Annotated in this window: 25 protein-coding genes; 7 read left to right on the top strand and 18 right to left on the bottom strand. The window is 68.4% G+C overall.

Annotation, left to right across the window (positions count from 1 at the left end):
• Window positions 1–27: 27 nt before the first annotated feature.
• From JW364_RS07605 to JW364_RS07595, 3 genes are read right to left on the bottom strand one after another with little or no spacing between them, the layout of a single operon-like run.
• Complete coding sequence (locus tag JW364_RS07605; protein ID WP_068972258.1) at window positions 28–1179, bottom strand: putative zinc-binding metallopeptidase; 1152 nt, start codon at window positions 1177–1179, stop codon at window positions 28–30.
• Between the two features lie 4 nt (window positions 1180–1183).
• On the bottom strand, window positions 1184–1993 hold the full coding sequence (locus tag JW364_RS07600; RefSeq protein WP_068972259.1) for a transglutaminase family protein: 810 nt from the start codon (window positions 1991–1993) through the stop codon (window positions 1184–1186).
• Window positions 1994–2051: 58 nt separating this feature from the next.
• On the bottom strand, window positions 2052–3179 hold the full coding sequence (locus JW364_RS07595; protein ID WP_068972260.1) for an ROK family transcriptional regulator: 1128 nt from the start codon (window positions 3177–3179) through the stop codon (window positions 2052–2054).
• 38 nt (window positions 3180–3217) lie between these two features.
• Here JW364_RS07595 and JW364_RS07590 point away from each other — a divergent pair, with 38 nt between their 5' ends.
• The gene (locus JW364_RS07590; RefSeq protein ID WP_068972261.1) at window positions 3218–3982 is read left to right on the top strand and encodes an SDR family NAD(P)-dependent oxidoreductase; all 765 of its coding nucleotides are present in this window, start codon (window positions 3218–3220) and stop codon (window positions 3980–3982) included.
• A 3-nt stretch (window positions 3983–3985) separates the two neighbouring features.
• On the opposite strand, the gene JW364_RS07585 is transcribed toward JW364_RS07590, so the two are convergent.
• Together JW364_RS07585 and JW364_RS07580 are read right to left on the bottom strand one after the other, a co-directional pair.
• Window positions 3986–5242, bottom strand: coding sequence for an Ig-like domain-containing protein (locus tag JW364_RS07585; RefSeq protein ID WP_068972262.1), 1257 nt, complete (start codon window positions 5240–5242; stop codon window positions 3986–3988).
• 63 nt (window positions 5243–5305) lie between these two features.
• Window positions 5306–5908: a helix-turn-helix domain-containing protein gene (locus JW364_RS07580; RefSeq protein ID WP_058251259.1), complete on the bottom strand. Its 603-nt coding sequence runs from the start codon at window positions 5906–5908 to the stop codon at window positions 5306–5308.
• 47 nt (window positions 5909–5955) lie between these two features.
• On the opposite strand from JW364_RS07580, the gene JW364_RS07575 reads away from it, so the two are divergent.
• Together JW364_RS07575 and JW364_RS07570 are read left to right on the top strand one after the other, a co-directional pair.
• Window positions 5956–6849: a trans-aconitate 2-methyltransferase gene (locus tag JW364_RS07575; protein ID WP_205333408.1), complete on the top strand. Its 894-nt coding sequence runs from the start codon at window positions 5956–5958 to the stop codon at window positions 6847–6849.
• Complete coding sequence (locus JW364_RS07570) at window positions 6846–7823, top strand: NAD(P)/FAD-dependent oxidoreductase (protein ID WP_068970371.1); 978 nt, start codon at window positions 6846–6848, stop codon at window positions 7821–7823. The genes JW364_RS07575 and JW364_RS07570 overlap by 4 nt, the downstream gene beginning before the upstream one ends.
• Window positions 7824–7856: 33 nt before the next feature.
• On the opposite strand, the gene deoC is transcribed toward JW364_RS07570, so the two are convergent.
• Window positions 7857–8534 carry a deoxyribose-phosphate aldolase gene (gene deoC, locus JW364_RS07565; protein WP_189340044.1) on the bottom strand — a complete coding sequence of 226 codons (678 nt, stop codon included), beginning with the start codon at window positions 8532–8534 and terminating at the stop codon, window positions 7857–7859.
• Window positions 8535–8561: 27 nt separating this feature from the next.
• Between deoC and purU the strand changes: the two genes are divergently transcribed.
• Window positions 8562–9458: a formyltetrahydrofolate deformylase gene (gene purU / locus JW364_RS07560; RefSeq protein WP_205333407.1), complete on the top strand. Its 897-nt coding sequence runs from the start codon at window positions 8562–8564 to the stop codon at window positions 9456–9458.
• 523 nt (window positions 9459–9981) lie between these two features.
• Here the strand turns inward: purU and JW364_RS24405 are convergent.
• Window positions 9982–10110: a hypothetical protein gene (locus JW364_RS24405; RefSeq protein WP_275892296.1), complete on the bottom strand. Its 129-nt coding sequence runs from the start codon at window positions 10108–10110 to the stop codon at window positions 9982–9984.
• 231 nt (window positions 10111–10341) lie between these two features.
• Here JW364_RS24405 and JW364_RS07555 point away from each other — a divergent pair, with 231 nt between their 5' ends.
• Window positions 10342–10965: a hypothetical protein gene (locus JW364_RS07555; RefSeq protein ID WP_068970372.1), complete on the top strand. Its 624-nt coding sequence runs from the start codon at window positions 10342–10344 to the stop codon at window positions 10963–10965.
• Window positions 10966–10978: 13 nt separating this feature from the next.
• On the opposite strand, the gene JW364_RS07550 is transcribed toward JW364_RS07555, so the two are convergent.
• From JW364_RS07550 to JW364_RS07530, 5 genes are all read right to left on the bottom strand, one after another.
• Entirely contained in the window at window positions 10979–12163 is a 1185-nt protein-coding gene (locus tag JW364_RS07550) for a DUF2993 domain-containing protein (protein WP_068970373.1), read from the bottom strand.
• Window positions 12160–13035, bottom strand: a complete 876-nt coding sequence (locus JW364_RS07545) for a carbon-nitrogen hydrolase family protein (RefSeq protein ID WP_068970383.1) — start codon at window positions 13033–13035, stop codon at window positions 12160–12162. The genes JW364_RS07550 and JW364_RS07545 overlap by 4 nt, the downstream gene beginning before the upstream one ends.
• A gap of 10 nt (window positions 13036–13045) precedes the next feature.
• The gene (locus JW364_RS07540) at window positions 13046–13744 is read right to left on the bottom strand and encodes a methylase (RefSeq protein ID WP_068970384.1); all 699 of its coding nucleotides are present in this window, start codon (window positions 13742–13744) and stop codon (window positions 13046–13048) included.
• A 110-nt stretch (window positions 13745–13854) separates the two neighbouring features.
• A complete protein-coding gene (locus JW364_RS07535; protein WP_058251265.1) occupies window positions 13855–14367 on the bottom strand; it encodes a DUF2505 domain-containing protein in 513 nt (170 codons plus the stop codon).
• 10 nt (window positions 14368–14377) lie between these two features.
• Window positions 14378–14884, bottom strand: coding sequence for a DUF2505 domain-containing protein (locus JW364_RS07530; RefSeq protein WP_068970374.1), 507 nt, complete (start codon window positions 14882–14884; stop codon window positions 14378–14380).
• 38 nt (window positions 14885–14922) lie between these two features.
• Between JW364_RS07530 and JW364_RS07525 the strand changes: the two genes are divergently transcribed.
• Window positions 14923–16017: a UDP-N-acetylmuramate dehydrogenase gene (locus JW364_RS07525; protein ID WP_068970375.1), complete on the top strand. Its 1095-nt coding sequence runs from the start codon at window positions 14923–14925 to the stop codon at window positions 16015–16017.
• Window positions 16018–16030: 13 nt separating this feature from the next.
• On the opposite strand, the gene JW364_RS07520 is transcribed toward JW364_RS07525, so the two are convergent.
• The 6 genes from JW364_RS07520 to JW364_RS07495 form a co-directional block, all read right to left on the bottom strand.
• Window positions 16031–17146 carry an alpha/beta fold hydrolase gene (locus JW364_RS07520; protein WP_068970376.1) on the bottom strand — a complete coding sequence of 372 codons (1116 nt, stop codon included), beginning with the start codon at window positions 17144–17146 and terminating at the stop codon, window positions 16031–16033.
• Window positions 17147–17204: 58 nt separating this feature from the next.
• Entirely contained in the window at window positions 17205–18023 is an 819-nt protein-coding gene (locus tag JW364_RS07515; protein ID WP_068970377.1) for a MerR family transcriptional regulator, read from the bottom strand.
• 6 nt (window positions 18024–18029) lie between these two features.
• Window positions 18030–18353, bottom strand: coding sequence for a DUF2516 family protein (locus tag JW364_RS07510; RefSeq protein WP_068970378.1), 324 nt, complete (start codon window positions 18351–18353; stop codon window positions 18030–18032).
• 68 nt (window positions 18354–18421) lie between these two features.
• The gene (locus JW364_RS07505; protein ID WP_068970379.1) at window positions 18422–19594 is read right to left on the bottom strand and encodes a heparin-binding hemagglutinin; all 1173 of its coding nucleotides are present in this window, start codon (window positions 19592–19594) and stop codon (window positions 18422–18424) included.
• Between the two features lie 3 nt (window positions 19595–19597).
• Entirely contained in the window at window positions 19598–20119 is a 522-nt protein-coding gene (locus tag JW364_RS07500; RefSeq protein WP_065630156.1) for a helix-turn-helix domain-containing protein, read from the bottom strand.
• A 146-nt stretch (window positions 20120–20265) separates the two neighbouring features.
• On the bottom strand, window positions 20266–21606 hold the full coding sequence (locus JW364_RS07495; protein ID WP_058251273.1) for a DUF445 domain-containing protein: 1341 nt from the start codon (window positions 21604–21606) through the stop codon (window positions 20266–20268).
• A gap of 41 nt (window positions 21607–21647) precedes the next feature.
• Between JW364_RS07495 and JW364_RS07490 the strand changes: the two genes are divergently transcribed.
• On the top strand, window positions 21648–22441 hold a 794-nt coding region (locus JW364_RS07490; protein ID WP_205334513.1), incomplete at its 3' end, for a TetR/AcrR family transcriptional regulator.

The following is a 22441-nucleotide window of genomic DNA, read 5'->3' as shown; positions in this document are numbered from 1 at the left end:
CCAGTCGCCTATTTCCGAGACGCACCACTAGGCCGGCTGGGCGGGTGCGACGACGAGCGGGTCCGTCGTCACCGCCCGCCGGGCGCTCTCCCGGATCACCTCGTGCACGAAGCCGAGTTTGCGCACGACGGGTTCGGGGATGGTGAACGGATAGAGCGGGCGGCGTCCCATGGCCACGTTCACCCGGTTCAGCATGAGCGACAACCACTTCCAGTCGTAGAGCAGCCGTTCGATCGGCTTGTCGGCGTACGACCGGAGCGGCACGATGTCACGGTCCATGGTGAACTGGACCTGCTGCGCGTCGAGATTCAGCCCGGATTCCCGGGCGGTGTCGATGGTCCCGGTGATGTGGAGGTAGTGCGCGAAGCGCTCCGCGAAGTCCTCCCACGGATGCATCGTGGCGTACTCGGAGATGTACGACTCCCGCCAGTTCTCCGGTGACCCGAACCGATAGTGGCGGTTGATCGCGTCGGCGTAGCTCGCGCGTTCGTCGCCGAACAGGTCCCGACACCGGTCGAGGTAGCGTTCCGCGCCCGGGCCGGTCTCGACGAGGACGTGTTCGTAGTAGTGCCCGGTCTCGTGGCGGAAATGACCCAGCAGGGTGCGGTACTGCTCGCCGAGGTCGACCCGGAGGCGCTCCCGATAGGCGTCCTGGGTCTCGGCGAGGTCGATGGTCACCACCCCGCCCGCGTGCCCGATCATCACCGGCCGGCCGAGGGTCTGACTCGACAACAGGTCGAAGGCCAGGCCGCCCTCGGTGCGCCAGAACGGCTCCACCGGCAGACCCAGATCGACGAGTTGGTACACCAGCAGCCGCAGGTCGAACGATGCCGGCGCGAGCTTCTCGAGCGCGATGGTGTCCTCGGCGTCGGGCTGACGCCGGATCAGCGACTCGGGGAGACACCGACCCCTCAGGCCGATGCTGTCCTCGGTGACCTCGGCGAGCGTCAGCCAGTTGCAGTGCGTCCGATCCCGATTCGCACACCACACCCACAATTGCTTCTTCGGCCCGCTCGCTCCGCTCCCGGCGCCGGCACCGTCGATCTCGACCCCCTCCTCGCCGACCGCGTACAGCGACCGCGACGGCAGGTGCACGCCCACGGTCGTCGCACAGTTCGGGCAGGTCTGACGATCGAAGCCCGACAACGCATTGCAGACCGGACAGGTGAGCGCATGCACGCGCTCACCCTATCCGGACGCGCGCATTCCCGTCGTCGATCGGAAGCTCGCCGCGCACCGTCGCCGTCACCTCGTAGGAGTTGAGGTTGATCGATCCGCGATGGTTGTCGAGGAACGCGGTGTCGGCGGCATCGCGGCCGGTCGAGATCCGCACCAGGCTCTGACGTGGGGCCAGCCCGGTCGCGTCGACCACCACCCACTCACCGTCGACGATCGCCTCGGCGACGGCGTGGAAATCCATCGGCGAACATCCCGGGGCGTACACCGCGACGAGGCGGGCCGGGATGTTCAGCGCCCGCAGCAGCGCGACGACGAGGTGTGCGTAGTCGCGGCAGACCCCGGCACCGGCCAGCAGGGTGTCGGCGGCGCCGTCGATGGGGTCGGAAGTCCCGGGGATGTAGCTGAGGCGGTCCGAGACGTATGCGGCGACCTGGTTCAGGATCTCCCCGTCGGGCAGCGACGCGTCGAACTGTCCCGCGGCGAAGCCGAAGAACTTGTCGCACTCGGCATATCGACTCGGGCGCAGATAGGTCGAGCGGTCGGTGATGTCGACGGGCAGCGGATCGGCCGGGGTGAGGACCGACGCCCAGTAGTCGATGTTCAGGACACCCCGCTCGAGCTGCAGCCGATGGATCCGGGAACCGTGCGGCCCGATGATCTCCTCGGGCGTCACCGACTGGCCGTCGAATTCGACCTCGAGTTCTTCTTCCAACTGGAGGCCGGGCAGTCGGGCGACGGTGATCTGCATCTCCAGTTCGGTGGGGTCGTCGACCCGCAGCTCGAGCCGTGCGGATACATCGCGGGGCAGCGTCATGGACACACCGTAGGGGATACCGGCGCGGACGGCAGCGGCAGGCGGGCCGACGGCCTGTCTACAGCGTCGCCATCGCCGCGATCGGATCCGCGTAGATGACGCTGAGCGCCACCACGACCGCTGCGCTCTCCTGCACGCGCACACCGAATCTCGACGGCGCGATCTCCAGCGGCCAGGTCAGGGTGGTCGCCTCGTCGAAGGCCGCCTGCACCGGCGCGAGCCCGTGCGGGTGTGCGGCGAAGGCATCACCGGCCACGACGATGGCATCGGGGTTGATCACATCCCGGATGAGCGCGACCGATTCGCCGAGCACGCGGGCCCGCTCGTCGGCGATCCGGGCGGCCGTGGGGCTGATCCTCAGCCGACGCGCCGCGGCCTCCGCGGCGTCGTTGCCGATGACGTTCTGCAACCGGACCCGGGTGAGACCGGGGGCGAGCACCGGAGCCGTGACCGGCAGGTGCGCGATGGTGCCCGCGCCACGCTCCGGTACGTGCACGCGGCCGTCGAGAGTCATTGCCATCCCGGCCGTTTCGCGGGCGTAGAAGAACAGCCCGGAGCCCCCGTCGTCGCGCGGATGCGACAGGAGCAACTCGGCGGCCGCCATCGCCTCGACGTGCTCACAGACCGACACCGGCGTGTCGAGGCGCCCGGCAAGTGTTGCGCCCACGGCGAGTTGATGCCAGCCCAGGACCCGGTGGTTCACCACCCCGGTCTCGGCGTCGACCGCGCCACCGACCGCGACACCTCCCCACAGCACCCGCCGCCCGCTGAACCGGGCGGCGAGTTCGGCGAGCAGTCCGCTGAGGTGCGCGAGCGCGTCCTCCTGATCGCCGGTCGGCGTCAGCACGGCGTGACTGTGCAGTGTGCGGCCGCCGAGGTCGGCGATGACGAGCACGGTCCGGCGGGCGCCGATGTGCATACCCGCGACGCACAGCGAGTCGCGGTCGATGGTCAGCGGATTCTTGGGCCGGCCAATCGCTTTCGGCCCGGCGAGATCGGGGCGTTCGACGACCAGACCGTGAGCGGCCAGCGCGTGCACCTGACGGTTGATGGTGGCCGGCGACAGACCCGTCGTCGCGGCGAGCTGATCCCGCGTCACCGGTCCGCCGACCCGGATCGCGTGCAGTACCGCCGCCGCCGGGGTGGAGGTCAGTTGCAGCGCCGCCGGGATCACTCCCCCACGCATGCGACGAATGTAGCAGCGCGGTCCGTAAGGTTGAGCCCATGAGCACCGACACCGCCTCCCAGTCGAAGGACAACCGACCGATCGCCGTGGTCACCGGCGCGAGTTCGGGGATCGGCGCGGCCACCGCGCGGCAGCTCGCCTCGCAGGGCTTCCACGTGGTGCTGGGGGCGCGCCGGGTCGATCGGGTGACCGCGCTCGCCGACGAGATCGGCGGCACCGGAAGGCAACTCGACGTCACCGACGAGCAGTCCGTGGCCGCCTTCGTCGACGGCCTCGACACGGTGCACGTGCTGGTGAACAACGCCGGTGGCGCCAAGGGTCTCGACCCGGTGTCGACCGCCGACCTCGACGACTGGCGCTGGATGTGGGAGACCAACGTGCTGGGGAGCCTGCGGGTCACCAAGGCGTTGCTCCCCGCACTCATCGCCTCGGGTGACGGCCTGATCGTCTCCGTCACCTCGATCGCGGCGTTCGAGGCCTACGACAACGGCGCCGGGTACACCTCGGCGAAGCATGCGCAGGGTGTCACCCACCGGACCCTGCGCTATGAACTCCTCGGGAAGCCGGTCCGGCTCACCGAGATCGCGCCGGGCATGGTCGAGACCGACTTCTCCCTCGTCCGCTTCGAGGGCGACCAGGAACGCGCCGACAAGGTCTACGAGGGCCTGACACCGCTCGTCGCCGAGGACGTGGCCGAGGTCATCGGGTTCGTCGCGTCCCGGCCGCCGCACGTCAACCTGGACCAGATCATCCTCAAGCCGCGCGATCAGGCCTCGGCCCGGCGGAACATCAAGACCGGCTAACGGCTAGCGCGGGGCCGGGGCGTTCGAGGTGGGCGCCCCGCTGGGCGTGGCCGGGACCGAGGTCTCGCGGACCTCGCCCTTGATGGCCGACATGCCCTGCCAGGTCTCCCAGTCGTAGATCCAGTCGTAGATGTCGCCGTCGGCCTCCGACAACGCGATCCGCGTCCCGGTCACCTCCACCGGGTCGCCGTAGACCGCGACCCGGAAGTAGCGTTCGGCGTCGGCCTCCGACAGGTTGATGCATCCGTTGGTGACGTTCGCCGATCCCTGCACGTTCACGGTCGCCGGGTTCGCGTGGATGAACTCGCCGTTGTTGGAGATCCGCACGGCCCAGCGTTCGCGGATGTTGAAGTAACCCGCGGCCGGGTTGCTCATGAAGAACTCTTCGTACTTCTCGGTGACCACGTGGATGCCCGAGCGCGTGACGTTCCGGTCGAGGTCGCCGCCGCCGTAGCTGCACGGCAGCGCCATGAGTTCGACACCGTCGCGGAGCACCACGATCCGGTGCGAGGACTCCTCGGCCTTCACCACCTGGGCCCGCCCGATGGCGAAGTCGCTGGTCACGTCGGCCGCGCCGTACGCGCCGCCGCCGTGGTCGAGGCCGTACAGCTTGGCTGCCATGCTGACCTTCGTGCCGGGTGCGTAGTACTCGCGGGGGCGCCAGTGCACGCGGGAGCCGTTGTCCTCGCCGAGCCACGCCCACGACCCCTCGGTGGGTGGTGTGGTGGTGACGGTCAGCGCCCGCTCCACGGCCTCCTTGTCCTCGACCGTCCCGTTGAACTTCAGGATGATCGGCGCCGCGATGCCGACCTCCTGACCGTCGCCGATGTTGACGACGACGTTCACCTGACTCGACGGCTGCAGCGTGGTGAACGTCCCGGCGACCGGCACGACCTTGCGATCGAGACCCACCGCCGTTCCGCTCCAGGTGTATTCGGTGCCGTAACCGAGGGGCTCGCCGATCGTGTAGGTCGTCCGGTCCTCCGACAACTGACCCTTCACCACGACGCCGCGCGGGTTGGTCAGCTTCACGTCGGGGTTGAGGGAACCGTCGGTCGCCTTGACCGAGAACTCGGCGGTCGGGGTGGCCGGCTCGGCATCGAGGGCCGGGGTGAAAGTCAGGGTGACCGGCGGGTCGGCCGGTGTGTCGTCTCCGGGGCCGAGGCCGGAGCCGGAGCAGGCCGCCACCGCGACCCCGAGCGCTCCGACCCCGGCCGCGGCGAGCACGGAGCGTCGGTTCACCGAGGTCTGGGGAGTCATCACCGCAACAACAGTACCGATGCGCCGCCTCGCATCGGTGGTGTGCGGCCGCGGGGCAGGTGGTCAGGCGTCCGGGGCGTCGTCGTCGCGGGCCGCGCGTCCGGTTCGCACGGACGGCAGGTGCGCGCGCTCGCCGGCGTGGTCCATCATCGACAGCACCTCCGCCGGGCCCTGATACGCGCAGATGGCGTGCGGGATCATCGTCGAGAACTCCGCGGCGTCACCTTCGGGCACGAGGATCGTGCGGTCGCCCAGCCACAGCCTCACGGTTCCCGACAGCACCGTGAACCATTCGTAGCCCGGATGGACGCGCAGGTCACCGACGGGTTGCTCGCGGTCGAACCGCATCTTCGCCACGGTGACACCCTGTGGGGCGTTCTCCCGCGAGAGCAGCCACATCGTCATGCCCTCCACCTCGTGTGGCTGGGGCCGGATCACGACATCGGTGTCGTCCGCCGGTTCGACCAGCTGATCCAGGGTCGTGCCCAGCGCGCGGGCGATCGGTACGAGCTGGTCGAGCGCCACCCGCCGATGCCCGGTCTCGATCCGACTCAGTGTGGACGGCGACAGATAGCACCGGGCGGCGAGCGCGTCGAGCGTCCAGCCCCTGGCGATGCGGAGGCCGCGGATGCGCTGGCGGACGACCGCGTCGAGTTCTTGCGTCATTGGCAAGATGCTATGCCATCCGGGCATGGCGGCGCTACCGTGGGGTCATGACCAGCACGCACCATCCCCATCCGACCGCCGGACATCACGAGCACGCGAACCACACCGACCACCACAACCACGCCCGGCTCGCCGCGGTCCTCGACCTCGACGCCGAGCTCATGGCCGACTACCTCGAGGACGCCGCCCGCCTCGTCGCGGAGACCCTGGGGCGCGTACCCGCGCGAATCGCCGATCTCGGGGCGGGGACCGGGACCGGCACCGAGGCACTCGCCCGCCGCTTCCCGCACGCCTCGATCCTGGCGGTGGACGGGTCGTCCGACATGGTCGCGCTCGTCGAACGACGCGCACGGGAGGGCGGTTTCGACGATCGGGTGACCGCCGTCGTCGCCGATCTCGACGACGGACTGCCGCCGCTCGGAACGCCCGACGTCGTGTGGGCGGCGATGTCGCTGCATCACGTCGCCGATCCGCGGCGCCTGTTGCGGGAGGCCGCGACCTCGCTCGGACCGGAGGGCATCGTCGTGATCACCGAGATGGCGGGCGTCCCGCGTTTCGTCCCCGCCCACGAGGACGCCGAACTGCTCGGGCTGCAGGACCGCTGCCAGACCGCGGCCGCCGGGGCCGGGTGGGAGGCGCTCGTGGACTGGACCGACGCGTTTCACGACGTCGACTACGAGGTACTCCGCGCGGAGACCGTCCACGTCCGGCGCAGCGACCCGAGCCAGTCGGTCGCGCGGTACGCCCGGCACTGGTTCGCCCAGTTCCGGCATCGCTTGGCCGACACCCTCGATCCCGCCGACCTCGCCCTGCTCGACGACTTGACCGAGGCAGACGCGCGGAATCGTCTCGATGACCTGACCCTCGCCGCCGGACGACTCCTCTGGATCGCCCGGCCGCGCACCTCCCCCATTCCCACCCCCGAGAGCGAGCAACGATGACCAACTCCTCATCCGCCCGAAAAGATTTCCCCACAACCGAATACGACGTGGCCATCGTCGGCGGCGGAGCTGCCGGACTCAGCGCCGCGACCGTCCTCGCGCGATCACTGCGCAAGGTCGTGGTCATCGACGCGGGGCAACCGCGCAACGCACCGGCGGCCGGCGCCCACAATGTGCTGGGGCAGGACGGGATCGCACCCCTGGAGCTACTCGCCCGCGGCCGGGCGGAGGCGACGGGATACGGCGCCGAGATCCGTTCCGGCACAGTCGCCGACGCGGCCGGCACCGTCGACGACTTCACCCTGCGTCTGTCCTCCGGCGAGGTCGTCGCGGCCCGTCGCCTCATCCTGGCGACCGGCCTGGTCGACGAACTCCCCGACCTCCCCGGCGTCGCGGAGTTGTGGGGACACGATGTGCTGCACTGCCCGTACTGCCACGGCTACGAGGTCCGCGGAACACGCATCGTGCAGATCGCGACGAGCCCGATGTCGGCGCATCAGGCACTGATGTTCCGCCAGCTCAGCGACCGGGTGACCGTGGTCGCGCACGATCCCGACGCCCTGTCGGACGACGACCGGTCGCACTTCGCCGCGGTCGGCATCGACATCGTCGACGCCCGCGTCGAGCGCGTCCGGACGCGCGCGGAGAACGGTTCTGCCCACCTCGACGGCGTGCTCCTGACCGACGGCACCGTGGTCGAGGCCGACGCGGTGGTCGTCTCGCCGCGATTCATCGTCCGCGGCGACCTCTACGAGCGACTCGGCGGCACCCTCGACGACGGCCCGATGGGCGGGTTGGTCGGGACCGGCCCGATGGGCGAGACCGCGTTGCCGGGCGTGTGGGCAGTGGGCAACACCACCACCGTGCATGCGATGGTGACCGTCGCCATGGGCGAGGGCGTGTCCGCCGGTGCCGCGGTCAACGCCAGCCTGGTCATGGCCGACCTCGACGCCAAGGTCTCCGCCCTGGCGTGACCGATGCCGGTCCGCAGATCCGCGGCCGGCCGCCTACTCGGGGAATCCGTCGAGCACGGCGGCCGACGCGGACAGCCCGAGCCGGGTCGCCCCCCCGGCGATGAGCTCAGCGGCCGCCTCGGCGGTCCGGATGCCACCGCTCGCCTTGACTCCCACCCGGTCGCTCACCGCGGCGCGCATCAGTTGCACCGCCTCGACGCTCGCGCCGCCCGCCGGATGGAACCCGGTCGACGTCTTCACCATCGACGCACCGGCCCGCTCGGCGCGGCGGCACACCTCGGTGACGGTGTCAGGCCCGGCGAACTGCAGCAGCGCGGCCGATTCGATGATCACCTTCAGGAGGGTGTCGTCGCCGACGGCCTCCCGGACGGTCAGGACGTCGGCGAACACCTCGTCGAACCGGCCGTCGACGGCCGCACCCACATCGATCACCATGTCGATCTCGTCGGCCCCGGAGTCGACGGCCAGACGCGCCTCGGCCGCCTTGACCAGCGAGTGGTGTTTCCCTGACGGGAACCCGGCCACGACACAGGTCCGCAGTTCCCCGGTGTCGATCGGCAACATCGACGGCGAGAGGCAGACGGCGAGCACCCCGAGTCGTGCGGCCTCGGCGACCGTGGCCTCCGCGTCGGCCCGGGTCGCCTCGGGTTTGAGCAAGGTGTGGTCGATGATGGCGGCGACGTCGCCGCGTCGCAGGTCCTTGTTCGTCACACCGACGAGCTTGGCACACTGACTGTCGTGGCCCCCGCACAGACGATCCCGACAGACCAGACCGAGCGCCGCTACGTGCTGACGCTCGGCTGCCCCGACCGCACCGGCATCGTGGCGCGGATCTCGACCTTCCTCACCGATGTCGGGGGCTGGATCACCGAGGCGGCCTATCACTCCGACGAGGAGACCGGGTGGTTCTTCACCCGCCAGGCCATCCGCGCGGATTCGGTGTCGTCGACCGCGGACGAACTGCGCGCGCGCTTCGCGTCGGAGGTGGCCGCCGAACTCGGACCCGAAACGGAGTGGCGCCTCACCGATTCGCGAGAGACGAAGTCCGTGGTCCTCCTGGTGAGCAAGGAGACCCACTGCCTCATCGACCTGCTCGGACGTGCACATCGTGGAGAACTGCCGGCGGCCATCCGGGCGGTCGTCGGCAACCACCGCGAGCTGGAAGACCTGGCCACTCGGTTCGGTATCCCGTTCCACCATGTTCCGTTCGCGAGCGAGCGCAAGGCCGAGGCCTTCGGCGAGCTGGGGCGGATCGTCGAGGGTTATGACCCCGACGCCGTGGTGCTCGCGCGCTTCATGCAGATCCTGCCGCCGCAGCTGTGCGATGCGTGGGCCGGGCGGGCCATCAACATCCACCACAGCTTCCTGCCCAGCTTCATCGGCGCCCGGCCCTATCATCAGGCCTTCGCGCGCGGTGTGAAACTGATCGGCGCCACCTGCCACTACGTCACCGCCGACCTCGACGCCGGTCCGATCATCGAACAGGACGTCATCCGCGTCGACCACAGCGACTCGGTCGCCGACATGGTCCGACAGGGTCGCGACATCGAGGCCCTGGTGCTTTCCCGCGGTCTGCGCTGGCATCTCGAGGACCGCGTACTGGTCCACGGGCGCAAGACCGTCGTCTTCACCTGAGGTCCCTACACAGCACACCGCCCCGCGACGTGGCGTCGCGGGGCGGTGTGAAGTCTGTGTCGTAGGCGACTACTCGACGGTTCCGCCATCGTCGCCACCGAGCGAACCGGTGACCAGGTTGCCGATGATCTCCTCGATAGCGCCGGAGATGCCACCCTCGATTGCGTCAGACATATCTGCTCCCTTCGTCATCGGTGAGATTGTTCGTTGATCACCGTCCGCTCTCACCCGTGCGTCGGCTCGACGCCGACGTTACATATTCATTTCGGGAATGTCTCCCCTATCAGCGAAACCAGCTTTCGCATATCGCAACAATCGGACCCACGGAAACAGCGTTTTCCCTGCTGAAAGCGCAACGTTGCCCGAATTGAAATCATCGGAAATCGAATGTGATCACCCGTGTAATGCATCGAAAATGCAACGTCCGGACGCCTGCGTCAAATACAGACTCGGCCCAGAAACAGTTCAGCAGTTGATGCCGTCGGGGCCATCAACTGCTGAACCGGTGGTGAGTCGGGTCGATTCAGGTCTCCGAATCGCTGCCATCGAGCGAACCGCCGCCGATCGAACCCGCGTCACCGAGCCCGCCGATGATCGCCTCGACCGCGCCTCCGATCGCACCCGCGAGACCGCCCTCGACTATGCCTGCCATATCCGTCTCCTCTGATGATGGTGAGATGCCTGAGTGTCGGTCGCGCGTCTCACCTGGTCACACGACTCGGGGGCGACGTTACAGACCGATCACGGAATCGTCCTGCGATATGAATAATTCTTGGTTTGGGTTCTCAAATGCCGTTCTAAACAACACATGAATCTCGTGCCATCGACCGCGGAATACACCCGACCGGAAACATTCGCGGGGATTTCATGGTGGCATGGAACAATGGTCAGCATTCACGCGACCGGGACTCGATCACGGTCGTTGACGGCCGCCGACCGCCCGCCCGCGCTCGACCTTCTCGCGGCGGGAATGCAGGAGGTCCCGGTCTATCGATGGCTCCTGGGCGAGAACTCCCCGCCCGAAGTGTTCCGGTGGTATGGCGACGTCCTCTTCACCGATCTCCTACCGGGCCTGCGGGGCCTGTTCGCCACCACCGGGGAATTGACCGGACTGATCGCGGTGGCGGGCCCCGATCATCGGACCCAACCGGTCGACGACGAACTGGCGAACCGTACACGCCATTTCGTGACCGCCCTGGATGGTTTGATTCCACGATTCCGTGAACTCCAGGAGAAATCGCGTGCGCTCGCGATCGATTCCGCGCACAGCATCGTGTTCGCGCTCGTCCACCCGGCCCATCGAAGGAACGGCACTCTCGCGGCGATGCTCGAACCCGTCCTGCAGGAGGCCCTCGGCGCGGGGTCGCCGGTCACCGCCAGCACGGCCGACGCCCACATGGTCGACGTGTACGCACGGAAGTGGGGCGGCCGGGTCTACGAAGAGTTCACGCTGACCGACGGACCGACGGTCTGGTTCCTGACCGTCGACCCGCCGCCGGCGGTCTGAGTCCCAGTCCCGGTCAGACCGAGCAACCGCCCGACTGGCTCTGCGACGACGTGCCGGTCATCTCACTGGTCAGCTGCACGTCCGAACCGCTGATGGCGAACTCTAGCCCGCTGTCGGTCACCTCGAGCGAGTCGACCTGCACCTCGTCGAAGAACGGGCCGAGCGACGACGTCGTGATCTGGTCGACGATCTGCTGCGCGAAGTCCGGCGGGATGCCGAAGACCAGGGCGCTGGCCTTCACGACCTCGAAGTCGACCCGGCCGTCGTTCAGCACCGGTTTGATGGTCGCCGACACCGGCACCTGGAAGACCATGACCGGGAAGGCGGCCTGCACCTCGAAGGTGCCGTCGGCCGCATTGCCGGTGATCTGCTCGACCGCGCCGACGCCACCGGTCGGGGTGCCGGTGCTCTGACCGGACGCCCCGGCCTGCTCCTTGCTGAGTTCGACGATCCGCTCGTAGGGGATGAAACCCGTGCCGTCGAGACTCTGGATGTCGGTGGAGTTCTCGGTGCCCGAGATTCCGTCCGCACGCATGTGCAGACGGACGCCCCCGGCACTGTCATCGGTGTCGACCTGTACGAACGGGATGTCGCCGCTGCCCTGCAGGAGGATCGGCTTACGGCTGAGCGACACCTCGGTCGGCACGCCGGTCAGCCCGCTGAAGGATTCCTCGAGACAGTTGGTGACCTTGTTGCGCAGGTACAGCTCGCTGCCGACCGCGGCGATGACCGCGAGGAGCAGCACACCGACGACGCTGAGGGCGACGATCTTGCGGGTGCTCCGCTTCTTGCGCGGGGAGGTGAGGACCGGTCCGCTGCCGGTGGAGTCGGCGGGTCCCGGAGGAATCGGTCCCGAGGCGGCCGTCCCGGCCCCGTACGGGTCTTCGCCGGGCGCGAACTGCGAGGTGGGGGGCTTGGCACCGCCGATGGTGCCGGTGTCGGCGTCGGACGGCGGGATGGCCGAGTAGGCCTGTGCTCCCGGGACGATCGGTTCGGTCGCGAACTGCTCGGTCGCGGGCGGCTCGCCCTGTTCGGTGCCGGACACCGGACGCCATTCGCCGCCCTGGCCCGTCGAGGTCGGCTCACCGGTCGCGGGATCGGGATCGCCGGGGTTGTTCGTGTTCGGATCGTGCTTGCCGGTTGCGTCGGCGGGGTCCCCGGATGAGGAATCGGGGCGGGGCGTGTTGCTGTCGCTCATGGGTTCCGTCCTGGGTCGTCTGACTCGCGGAGCCGCGTGTGGGCCGGCGTCACGTCGTTGTCCGTCTCGCCGCCGACCGGCAGTGGGCGCTCGTTGGCGAGGACTGCCAGTTGCGTACGGGCTTGGTCGACCAGTGCTAGGTCGAGGTCGTGCACGTCCACCCGGATGCTATCCGGATACGCGGCGACCAACGTACCGAATGGGTCTGTGATTTGGCTGTGTCCGATTCCGGTCGGCGCACTCGACGACGCGGCCGCCTCGTCGGTGGGAAACGCCTGGTCGACGGCCACGACGAAGGTCGTCGAGTCCAGCGCTCGGGCCGAGGCCAGCACCTCCCACTGACGGAGTTTGCCCGGTCCGGAACCCCACGACGTGGGTACCACGATCACCTGGGCGCCCCTCCGTGCGAGGTGGGTGAACAAGGCGGGGAATCGGATGTCGTAGCAGGTGGCCACGCCGACGGTGACGTCGCCGACCGCGAAGGTCAGCGGCTCCGCTCCGGCGGCCACATTCTTCGACTCGGTGAATCCGAAGGCGTCGTAGAGATGGATCTTGTGGTACCCGCGGCGTGTCCCGTCCGGGTGTGCGACGACGACGGTGTTGCGGACCCGGCCGTCGCCGGCGGGTGTGAACATCCCGGCCACCACCGTGACCCCTGACGCCGCGGCGACTTCGGACACCCCGCGCGCCCACGGACCGTCGAGATCCTCGGCGACCGGCTTCAGCGGCACCCCGAACCGGCACATCGTGGCCTCGGGGAAGACGACGAGCTCCGCGCCGCGTGACGCCGCGTCGGCGGTGGCCGCACGCACCGTCTCGAGGTTGGCGGTGGGGTCGTCGGTCGAACTGATCTGGGCCATCGCGACACGCATGACGGCCACATTATCCAGCCGGTGCGACGGTCTCCCAGGGAACCGTGAGCACGTTGTCGGACAGGCGGCGCCGCGGCACCTCGCAGTCGACCCCACGGTCGCGCAGCAGACCGACCGCATGCACCCAGCGGGCGCGCGGGCCGTACGGCGCCAGCGGCGCGGCGATGTCCCAGCACTGATCGGCCAGGGCCAGCAGCGTATGGATCCGCTCGCCCGGCACGTTGCGATGGATCAGCGCCTTGGGCAGTCGCTCGGCCAGGTCCGACGGACGGTCCGAATGCTCCGGCGCCCAGCTGAGGGTCAGGCTCACCGGCCCGTCGACGTCGAGCAGGACCCAGCTGCACCGTCGGCCGATCTCATCGCACGTGCCCTCGACGATGACCCCGCCCGGCGCAAGCGCGGAGCGCATTCGTGCCCATGCGTCGTCGACCTCGTTCTCGTCGTACTGACGCAGCACGTTGAACGCGCGCACCACCCGGGGTCGCAGGCCGCCCAGCTCGAAGCCGCCGAGACCGAACCGCACGCCGGCACGGGGCTCGACCACGCGGGCAGGGTCGATCTCGAGACCGACCATCTCCAGATCCGGGGCGACCGCGCGGAGCCGTTCGGCCATCTCGACGGTCGTGTCCGGACGCGCACCGTAGCCGAGGTCGACGACCAGCGGCCGGGGCACGTCCAGGGCGGCACGCACCCGCGGGGAGTGGACCATCCACCTGTCCACCCGCCGGAGCCGGTTGATGTTCGTCGTGCCCCGGGTGACCCGGCCCTGCGGTCTGTGCTCGATGCGCTCGGACCTGACGGACGGGCGGCCGGCTCGGATCACAAGTTCTTGTCGACCCAGTCCTTGGCGTACTCCGCCTCGGCGCGGAACAGGTCGACGAGGTTGATCAGGATCATCTGCTCGAGCTTGCCGTTGACGAACGGGACGAAGACCTTCGCCTCACTGGTCCGGCGGATCGTGCAGCCACCGTTCTCGGTGGGGAAGAGTTCCTGCCAACCGTTGAGGCTGCCCGGTCCCGCCGGGATCGAGGCGTTGTAGGTGCCCTTCGTGTTGTCCGGGTCGAACGGGCCCAGGGTCTCCTCGCGGGTGATGACCATGTCCTTCTTCATCACCGTCTGCGCGAGCGCGGGCAGCTGGTCGCGCCCGATCGTCTGCTTGAGGACCACCCGGATACCCGTCTCGTCGGAGACGAAGGAATCGACCTCGCAATGCGGGGAGATCATCTGGAAGCCCGCCATCATGTCGTCCCAGTACTGCTTGATGCTCTGGGCCTGGTAGAGCTTCTCCGCGGACTGCGTGTACCGAGCGGAGTAGCTGAGCCGTCGTGCCATGCAGACCAGGCTACGTCAGCGGATTCTCGGTCTCCCACTCGACGGTGTGTCCGCGCTCGGCGTCGAGCAGCGCCGACAGCTCGCTGACCACCGACTTCTCGATCTTCCCGCCGAACAGCGGGAGATTCACCGACACCTCGGCGCGGTTGTCGGTGGTCGCCGGGTCACCCGACGTCACGGTGGTGCCGGTGACGTCGACCGGCACCGGCGCCCCGTCGACCGTGGCATGCGTCTCCCCCTCGATCCGGTCGCCGACCAGGCGGTATGTGTTCTTGCGCGGGATTCGGAGGTCGCCCGGCATGACCTTGGTGACCGCGGAGGGCAGCTTGTCGGCGGGAATGCCCTGCTGGATCTCGACGGTGACCGTGTCCTCGCCGATGGTCACCTTCTCGACATGCCCGTGCCCGGAGTTCATACGCTCCACCAGGTCGTGCCAGTACTTCTCGGTGGTGTAGATCGCCCACAGACGCGCGGTGGAGAAGGGATAGGACACCGTGTGCTGCAGCTTGCTCGCCATGATGAGAACGCTACCGCCCGCCGGTTAACGTTGAGGACGTGACCGACACGCAGGCGCCGCTGAGCGCGCCCCTCGCCGAGCTGACCACCCTGCGTCTGGGTGGGCCCGCCCGCGAGATCATCCGCTGCGAAGACACCCGCACCATCGTGGAGACCATCCTCGACCTCGATGCACGGTCCGAGCCGGTCCTCGTCGTCGGCGGCGGTTCCAACCTCGTCATCGGCGACGCCGGGTTCGACGGGACGGCGGTCGTACTCGCCAGCGGCCGCGTCGAGTTCGGTTCTGGCCGTGAGTCGGGACGGCCGCACGTGGTCGCCGACGCCGGCGTGGGCTGGGACCAGCTGGTCGCCGCGACGGTCGACGCCGGTTTCGGCGGGCTCGAGTGCCTCTCCGGGATCCCCGGCGCGGCCGGGGCGACCCCGGTGCAGAACGTCGGGGCATACGGCGTCGAGGTGGCCGACATCCTCCGATCGGTTCAGGTCCTCGATCGACGCTCAGGCAACCTGCGGTGGGTCTCCCCCACCGAGCTCGGTCTGGGCTACCGGACCAGCAATCTCAAGCACCGGCACGACTTCGTGGTCGTCGCGGTCTCGTTCTGGCTCAACGACGATCGCGTGAGCCAGCCGATCCGCTACCGCGAACTCGCGACCTGCGTGGGGGTCGAGCCGGACGATCGGGTCGACGCCGCCACGGTGCGTGCAGCCGTGCTCGACCTGCGCGCGGGCAAGGGCATGGTGCTCGACGCGACGGACTTCGACACCTGGAGCGCCGGTTCGTTCTTCACCAACCCGATCGTGCCGGGCGATGACGCCCCGGCGGTGCTCGACCGGATCGCGGCGCGCGTCGGCGACGATGTCGCGATCCCCGCCTATCGCGCAGGCACCGATGACACCGACGCGGCGATCAAACTGTCGGCCGGGTGGCTGATCGAACGGGCAGGCTTCCACCGTGGGCACCCGGGCCCGGACGCGGCGGTCCGACTCTCGACGAAGCACACTCTGGCGCTGACCAATCGGGGCGCCGCCACCACCGCCCAGCTCCTCGATCTGGCTCGCGAGGTCCGCGACGGCGTCGTCGAGGCGTTCGGGGTGACATTGCGGCCCGAGCCGGTTCTGGTCAACTGCAGTCTGTGACGGGAAGGACCGGTCAGACCGACTGGGCGTCCTTCAGATCCGCTGTCTCCCGGGAACTCTCGGCGACGACGTCGTCGAGCAGGGCGTTGAAGCGCTCGGCGGCCTCGATGCTCGACATGTGTCCGACGCCGTCGTAGACGACCAGCTCTCGCAGCGAACCGTTGCGGCGCAACACCTCGGCGATCTGCTCGGCGTGTACCTGCGGGGTGAGCCGGTCCTCGGTGCCGACGACCACGGTGGTCGGCACCGTCAACGCCTCGAGTCCGGCGGTCACATCGAGCTTCCCCATCGCCGAACCCCACCCGGCCCGAGCGCGCGGCGGGCACGAGCCGATCATCTCGTCGACGAACTCGACGTGCGCCCGGCGGGCGTGCGGCCCGAGGGCGACGTAGTGCGAGAAGCGGACGCCGTAGGACGTCTTCGGGATCGGAACCGGGACCGAGGTGATCATCTTCGCGGCGGCCGGCGCGAACGGTTTGGCGTACACCGGCAGATCGACCGGGATCAGCAGGTGGTTGTCCATGACCGCCTTGGCGGCGGTCGAGACCAGCACCACCGACGACACCAGCGATCCGACCTTCTCGGGGTATTGGGCCGCCCACGACATGATGGTCATGCCGCCCATGCTGTGCCCCACCAGGATTGCGCGGCGACCGGCCGGCACTGCCGCCTCGAGCACCGCGTCGAGGTCCTCACCGAGCATGGCGACGGTCGGTCGGCGGTGGCCGCGCTCACTGCCACCGTGGCCGCGCTGGTCGTACGTGACGACCCGGCGGGAGCCGCCCTCGGAGGCGGCCAGGTGGTTGATCTGCGGGTACCAGTAGGCGGTGTTGCAGGTCCAGCCGTGGACCATCACGATGACGTCGCCGGTGTCGTCGGCGCCGGGGCCGTCGGGGTCACCGTAGACCTCGACATTGAGACGGGCCCCGTCCGCGGTCGGGACCTCGAGACGTTGCGGGGCGTTGTCCGGGCGGGTGAGGAGATCGTCCGGGCCGTCGTCGACGGCGAATTCGGCCTGCAGTGCCTCGCGCGCGAGTCGCGCGAAGACGGTTCCGATTCCCAGCGCGACCACGCCCGCCCCGATCGCGGTGGCAACGCTGCCCGCACTGGCCACAGACTTCGTGTTCATCCGGCACTCCTCACCTGTCGAGGACCTCACTGGTCCTCTGCGAGGCACCGAATCCGGCTCAGCGCCCCGTCTCGGGGTTCAATGTACCAACGTCCGTTGTCTCATAGTCCGTCTGTGCCGGCTCCGACTCCTCGTCGGCGGGCAGGACCGGCGGGGGCACCTCGGCGTCGAAGTAGGTCGCCGCCTCCCCGATCGCCTTGGAGATCTGCTCGTCGAGCGCCTTGCGGAACGTCGTCTCGACGATCTCGTGGGCGATGGGCCGAACCGTCTGGATCAGGTCGGCCATCTCGCTGACGCCGGCCTCGCCCAGGTCGGGGAGGTTCTCGTCGAAGTACTTGTCGGTGATGATCGAGACGAAGCTGGTGGCGACATCTTCGAGGTCTTCCTGGACGCGGACCCACCGGTCGAGCAGGACATCGATGTCGACCCCGCTCTTGACCAGGATCTCGGCCCCCTCGAGCAATTCCGGGTTGCGAATCGCGTAGTGCGCGCCGTCCTTCGCCAGCAGTCCGAGCTTCTGGCTGAGCGCGATCGACCGGTCGCTGGCGTTCAGCGTCTTGCGCAACTCGGTGATGGTGATCGTCGCCGCGCGCTTGAAGTTGCGGAACCGGCCGCCCTTCGGTGTGCCGCGCAGGATCTGCTCCACCCGCATGCCGTGATGCGCCGCGTGCAGCAGCTCACTGATGGTGGCGAAGGTGTAACCGCGCTCGAGCATGCGCGAGATCAGGTTCAGCCGGACGAGGTGCTGGTCGGAATACCAACCGGCGCGTCCGCGAATGGTGGGCGGCGGCAACAGTCCGCGGTCCTGATAGACCCGGATGTTGCGAACGCTGACCCCGGACGCCTCCGCCAGGTCGTTGATCCGATACTCCGCCACGATGCGTCAGGCCCTTTTGCTGAACCAGGATTTGCCCTGGATGTCGTCGACCCGTTTGCGTACGTCGACGAGGTAGACGAGCATCGCGACCACTCCGATGATGTACAGCAACGTCGGCGCCTGGAAAAACCAGATGAATAGGACCGCCGCAGCAAGGATCGACACCCAAATGACCTTGCTCTGGCGGTCAACCGCAGGGAACGCATCCGGACGTTGAATTGCCGCGTGGATGAGAGCGACGACCGCTGCGACACCCGCGACCACAGTAAGCGCCCACAAGATCAAGCTCTGTCCAGCTGCCATAACCATCAAGAAGTCCACGTCGAACACTGTAGTCGCGCGAGTGCCGTTTGCTGCGACACCCTACGACGCGGTGCGGTCACCCGGCACGTCGACGATCATTCGGCGCCGGGAGACGCCTTCTTCGCCGGGGCCTTTTGGGTAGCAGCCTTCTTGGCCGGGGTCTGCTTCGCGGCGGCCTTTTTCGCCGGGGTCTTCTTGACCGCGGTCTGTGTGGTCGCAGCCTTCTTCGCCGGAGCCTTCTTCGCCGGGGTCTTCTTGGCCGGTGCCTTCTTGGCGGCGGTCTTCGCGGCAGCCCGCTCGGCCGGACCCTTGACGGCGGCGGCCTTCTTGGCGGGCGCCTTGGCCGGCGCCGCCTTCTCCGTCGCCGCCTTCTTCGCCGGAGTGCTCTTGGCCGGCGCACTCTTGGCCGGGACCTTGGTCGCCGGAGTCTTTGTCGCCGGGGCCGTCTTCGCCACTTCCTTCGCCGGCGATGCCTTCTTCGCCGCTTCCTTGGCCGGCGCCGTCTTGACTGCGGCTTTCTCGGCGGGTGCCGCCTTCTTCGCCGGCGCCGCCTTCGTCGCGGCCTTCGCCGGCGGAACGATGTCGCCTCCCGACTTCACCGGCGGCTCGATGCGTGGCTTCTCGTCGCGGGGCGCATCGTCGGCCCGGTTCGCCAGCTTCAGCGCACGTTCGCCGACCGCCCGCGTCTGCTCGGAGATCGTCCCCAGCGCGTCTTCGGTGAGACCGACGGCGTCGTTGTACACCTTCTCGAGCTTCGGCAGGTTCTCGCCGACGAGCGGTTGTGACTTGAGCTTCTCCACCGCCTCGTCGCGTCGTTCCGCCAGCGCAGTCAGCAGTCCCGCGGCCACCGCGAGGTACGCCTCGGCCACCTTGCGCAGTTCCTCCGGGGAGAACCGCGCCTTCAGATCCTCGATCTCGGCGGGCAATTCGACCGGCAGCGCCGACAGTTTGGTCCTCGCGTCCTCGAAGATGGCCAGTGCCGTGGCTAGCGCCTCGTCGATCCGGGCCTGGGCGTCGTCCCGCGAACCGGTGATCCGCGCCTCGAGCTTGGACTGTGTCGAACCGACCGTCTCGGCGAGTTTGGACTGGGTGTTCTCGACGGTCTCGGCGATCTTGGATTGCGCGTCGGCGACCTTCGCCTGGGTCGACCCGACGGTCTCGACGAGCTTCGATTGGGCTTGCTCGCTCGCGGCCTCGCCGCGCTCACGCACGTCTGCGAGCAAGGCAGCCACCTGCCCCACGGCTGTGGTCAACGGGTTCTCGCTCATCAACTACTCCTTGCCGGTCGACTCGATCGTGTTCTCTTTCCGGAACGACTCGTAGATCTCCAGCAACATCTGCTTCTGACGTTCGTTGATGGAGTCATCTGCGATGAGAGCATCACGGACCGGGCTCGCGGGCCGTTCTTCGAGTATCCCCGCCCGCACGTACAGGACCTCGGCCGACACGCGGAGACCCTTGGCGATCTGGGCGAGCACTTCCGCCGACGGTTTCCGCAGGCCGCGTTCGATCTGGCTCAGGTAGGGGTTGCTCACGCCCGCCCGCTCGGCGAGCTGGCGCAGCGAGACCTTGCCCGCGACCCGCTGGGACCGGATGAACGCACCGATGTCCTGGGCCGCGTTGGCGACGGCCTCGACCGCCTCCACCGCGATGGGGGTCGTCGAATCAGGGTCGTCGCCGGCCACCTCGGCGCCGGAAACGCGGTCAGCAGTGGAGCTTTCACCCGGTGCGGCGGAGTCGGCGACCGAGGCGTGGTCCGCGCCGGGGGACGCTTCATCCTTCTCGGACTGCATCAACGCTCCGTTCTCATGGTGGGGCCCGACGTTCGGCGATGTGTCCGACTTTCGGCCCGTTCTCCCAGTATCAACACCAGTGCTAGCCCGTGCAAGCACACAGCAAACTCCCGGTTCGACGCCGCGAACGATGCGGCGACGATGCGTCAGGAGAAGATCAGCACCGAGGTGGAGTAGATGACGAGCCCAGCGAGTGCGCCGACGACGGTGCCGTTGATCCGGATGAACTGCAGGTCGCGGCCGACCTGTAGTTCGATCTTGCGGCTCGTGTCATCGGCATCCCAACCACGCACGGTCTCGGTGATGACCGAGATGATCTCCTGTGAGTAGTTCGCGGCGACGTGGTGCGCGACCCGCGCCACCCAGCCGTTCATCTTCTCCTGCAGCGGCCGGTCGTCGCGGACACGTTCCGCGAGTTGGATGATGGAGTCCGACAAAGTGTTCCGCAGCGTGCTGTTCGGGTCCGACAGCATCTCCTCGATGACGGCCTTGCCGGTCTGCCACGCCGTCGACGCGGCACCGGTCACCTCGTCGCGCCCGACCAGTTCGAGCTTGAGAGCCTCGAACTTGGCGATCATCTCGGGGTCGTGTTGCAGATCGTCGGCGAACTTCTCCACGAATTCGTGCATGGCACGCCGTAATTCGTGATCGGGATCCACTCGCACCTTGTAGGTGAAGTCGACGAGCTCGCGATAGATCCGGTCCCCCACCAGACTGTTGACGAACTTCGGCGTCCACTGGGGTCCGTCCCGGTCCACGACCCGATCGATCAGATCCTGGCTGCCGACCGCCCATTCATGAGCCCGGTCACACAGCAGCTGGAATACCGGCTCCAGACGATCCTCGGCGATCAGCTGTTCGAGGATGCGGCCGGTGGGCGGCGCCCACTGGGGTTCGGCCGCCCACTTCAACGCGGCCTGGATGAGTTGTTCGACGTCCTCGTCGCGCAGCATCTCCGCGGCGAGCTTGATCGCTCGGGCGGCTTCGCCACTCACCCGCGGCGCGTTGCGCGGGTCGGCCACCCACGTCGACAACCGTCGGGGCAGATCCAGCTGCTCGGCTCGGTACACCACCACATCGGGCGTCATGAAGTTCTCTTCGATGAAGCCGCCGAGTTGTTCGCCGATGTCGTCCTTCTTCTTGCGGATCAGAGCCGTGTGCGGGATCGGGATGCCCAGCGGGTGGCGGAACAGGGCGGTCACCGCGAACCAGTCGGCCAGCGCGCCGACCATCCCGGCTTCGGAGGCCGCGCGGACGTAGCCGACCCAGGCCGCGACGTCGGCGCCGTCGCGATGCTCGAGGTAGCGGGTGAACAGATACACGATCGCGGCGAAGACCAGGAAGCCGGTGGCCACCGCTTTCATCTTGCGAAGGTCCCTGCGTCTGCCCTCGTCGCCGGCGCTGTTCCCGCCGAATCCGGGCGCGGACGCCGTGGCCGGCGGACCGTCGTGCTGACCGGCGACTCCTGGGATGACTGTCGATGCCATGGAACCAGTGTCACCCATCGAGCGACTACGCTGGCTGCGTGATGGCCAACCGCCCGAATCCCGCCGCGGCCGCGCGCGCCGCAGTGGCGGCCGCGGCCAACGTGACGCGCGGGCTGGAACAGGTCCTGACGACGGTCACCGAGTCGGTCGCCGAGACCGGCGCCAAACCCGACGGTCGCAAACAGCGGTGGGAGAAGCACAAGCTCGCCCGACGCACCGAACTCACCGACGGTGTCATCGCCGCGGTCCGTGAACTGGGCGCCGACGTCGGAATGGACGAGATCGCCGCCCACATCGGCGTCTCCAAGACCGTCCTGTACCGCTACTTCGCCGACAAGAGCGACCTCGGCGTCGCGACGACGGTGCGGTTCTTCGAGAAGACGATCTACCCGCGGCTGACCGAGGCCATCGCCGACGATCTCGACGAGTACACGCTCACCCACACCATCATCGGGGTGTACGTGCACGCCGTCGACGACGAACCGCAGCTGTACCGGTTCGCCCTGGCCAGTTCGCCCACCTCGTCACCGGCGCCCGCCGATTCGGTGCGTCTGGTCACCCAGTTGGTGATGGGGAACATCCAGCTGCGGATGGCCGAACGCGGCGCAGATACCACCGGCGCCGAGCTCTGGTCGCACGCGCTCGTGGGCGGTATCCAGCACGTCGTGGACTGGTGGATGACCAAACGCACCCTCAGCGCCGACGAAGTCGTGGATTATCTGACCATGATGGTCTGGAGCGCGGTCGTGGGTGTATGGCAGGTCAACGGGTCCCGGGAGAAGTTCCTGGCGGCGCCGCCTGCGCTCTTCGATCCCCCACCCGCCGACCCCCTGCC

The sequence above is a fragment of the Gordonia sp. BP-119 genome, from assembly GCF_016924115.1.
GTDB classification, from domain to species: domain Bacteria; phylum Actinomycetota; class Actinomycetes; order Mycobacteriales; family Mycobacteriaceae; genus Gordonia; species Gordonia hongkongensis.
The sequence above is the reverse complement of the archived record's forward strand: the minus strand, read 5'-3'. Positions and strand labels throughout refer to the sequence as shown.

Excerpts from the sequence above, each read along its gene's own strand:
- JW364_RS07570 (WP_068970371.1), top strand. The coding sequence starts at position 6,846 with ATGACCAACTCCTCATCCGCCCGAAAAGATTTCCCCACAACCGAATAC.
- JW364_RS07540 (WP_068970384.1), bottom strand. The coding sequence starts at position 13,744 with ATGGTCCACTCCCCGCGGGTGCGTGCCGCCCTGGACGTGCCCCGGCCG.
- JW364_RS07550 (WP_068970373.1), bottom strand. The coding sequence starts at position 12,163 with ATGAGCGACAGCAACACGCCCCGCCCCGATTCCTCATCCGGGGACCCC.
- JW364_RS07585 (WP_068972262.1), bottom strand. The coding sequence starts at position 5,242 with ATGACTCCCCAGACCTCGGTGAACCGACGCTCCGTGCTCGCCGCGGCC.
- JW364_RS07580 (WP_058251259.1), bottom strand. The coding sequence starts at position 5,908 with ATGACGCAAGAACTCGACGCGGTCGTCCGCCAGCGCATCCGCGGCCTC.
- JW364_RS07495 (WP_058251273.1), bottom strand. The coding sequence starts at position 21,606 with ATGGCATCGACAGTCATCCCAGGAGTCGCCGGTCAGCACGACGGTCCG.
- JW364_RS07535 (WP_058251265.1), bottom strand. The coding sequence starts at position 14,367 with ATGGCACGACGGCTCAGCTACTCCGCTCGGTACACGCAGTCCGCGGAG.
- JW364_RS07520 (WP_068970376.1), bottom strand. The coding sequence starts at position 17,146 with ATGAACACGAAGTCTGTGGCCAGTGCGGGCAGCGTTGCCACCGCGATC.
- JW364_RS07500 (WP_065630156.1), bottom strand. The coding sequence starts at position 20,119 with ATGCAGTCCGAGAAGGATGAAGCGTCCCCCGGCGCGGACCACGCCTCG.
- JW364_RS07545 (WP_068970383.1), bottom strand. The coding sequence starts at position 13,035 with ATGCGTGTCGCGATGGCCCAGATCAGTTCGACCGACGACCCCACCGCC.
- JW364_RS07575 (WP_205333408.1), top strand. The coding sequence starts at position 5,956 with ATGACCAGCACGCACCATCCCCATCCGACCGCCGGACATCACGAGCAC.
- JW364_RS07530 (WP_068970374.1), bottom strand. The coding sequence starts at position 14,884 with ATGGCGAGCAAGCTGCAGCACACGGTGTCCTATCCCTTCTCCACCGCG.
- JW364_RS07505 (WP_068970379.1), bottom strand. The coding sequence starts at position 19,594 with ATGAGCGAGAACCCGTTGACCACAGCCGTGGGGCAGGTGGCTGCCTTG.
- JW364_RS07600 (WP_068972259.1), bottom strand. The coding sequence starts at position 1,993 with ATGACGCTGCCCCGCGATGTATCCGCACGGCTCGAGCTGCGGGTCGAC.
- JW364_RS07595 (WP_068972260.1), bottom strand. The coding sequence starts at position 3,179 with ATGCGTGGGGGAGTGATCCCGGCGGCGCTGCAACTGACCTCCACCCCG.
- JW364_RS07555 (WP_068970372.1), top strand. The coding sequence starts at position 10,342 with ATGGTCAGCATTCACGCGACCGGGACTCGATCACGGTCGTTGACGGCC.
- JW364_RS07590 (WP_068972261.1), top strand. The coding sequence starts at position 3,218 with ATGAGCACCGACACCGCCTCCCAGTCGAAGGACAACCGACCGATCGCC.
- JW364_RS24405 (WP_275892296.1), bottom strand. The coding sequence starts at position 10,110 with ATGGCAGGCATAGTCGAGGGCGGTCTCGCGGGTGCGATCGGAGGCGCG.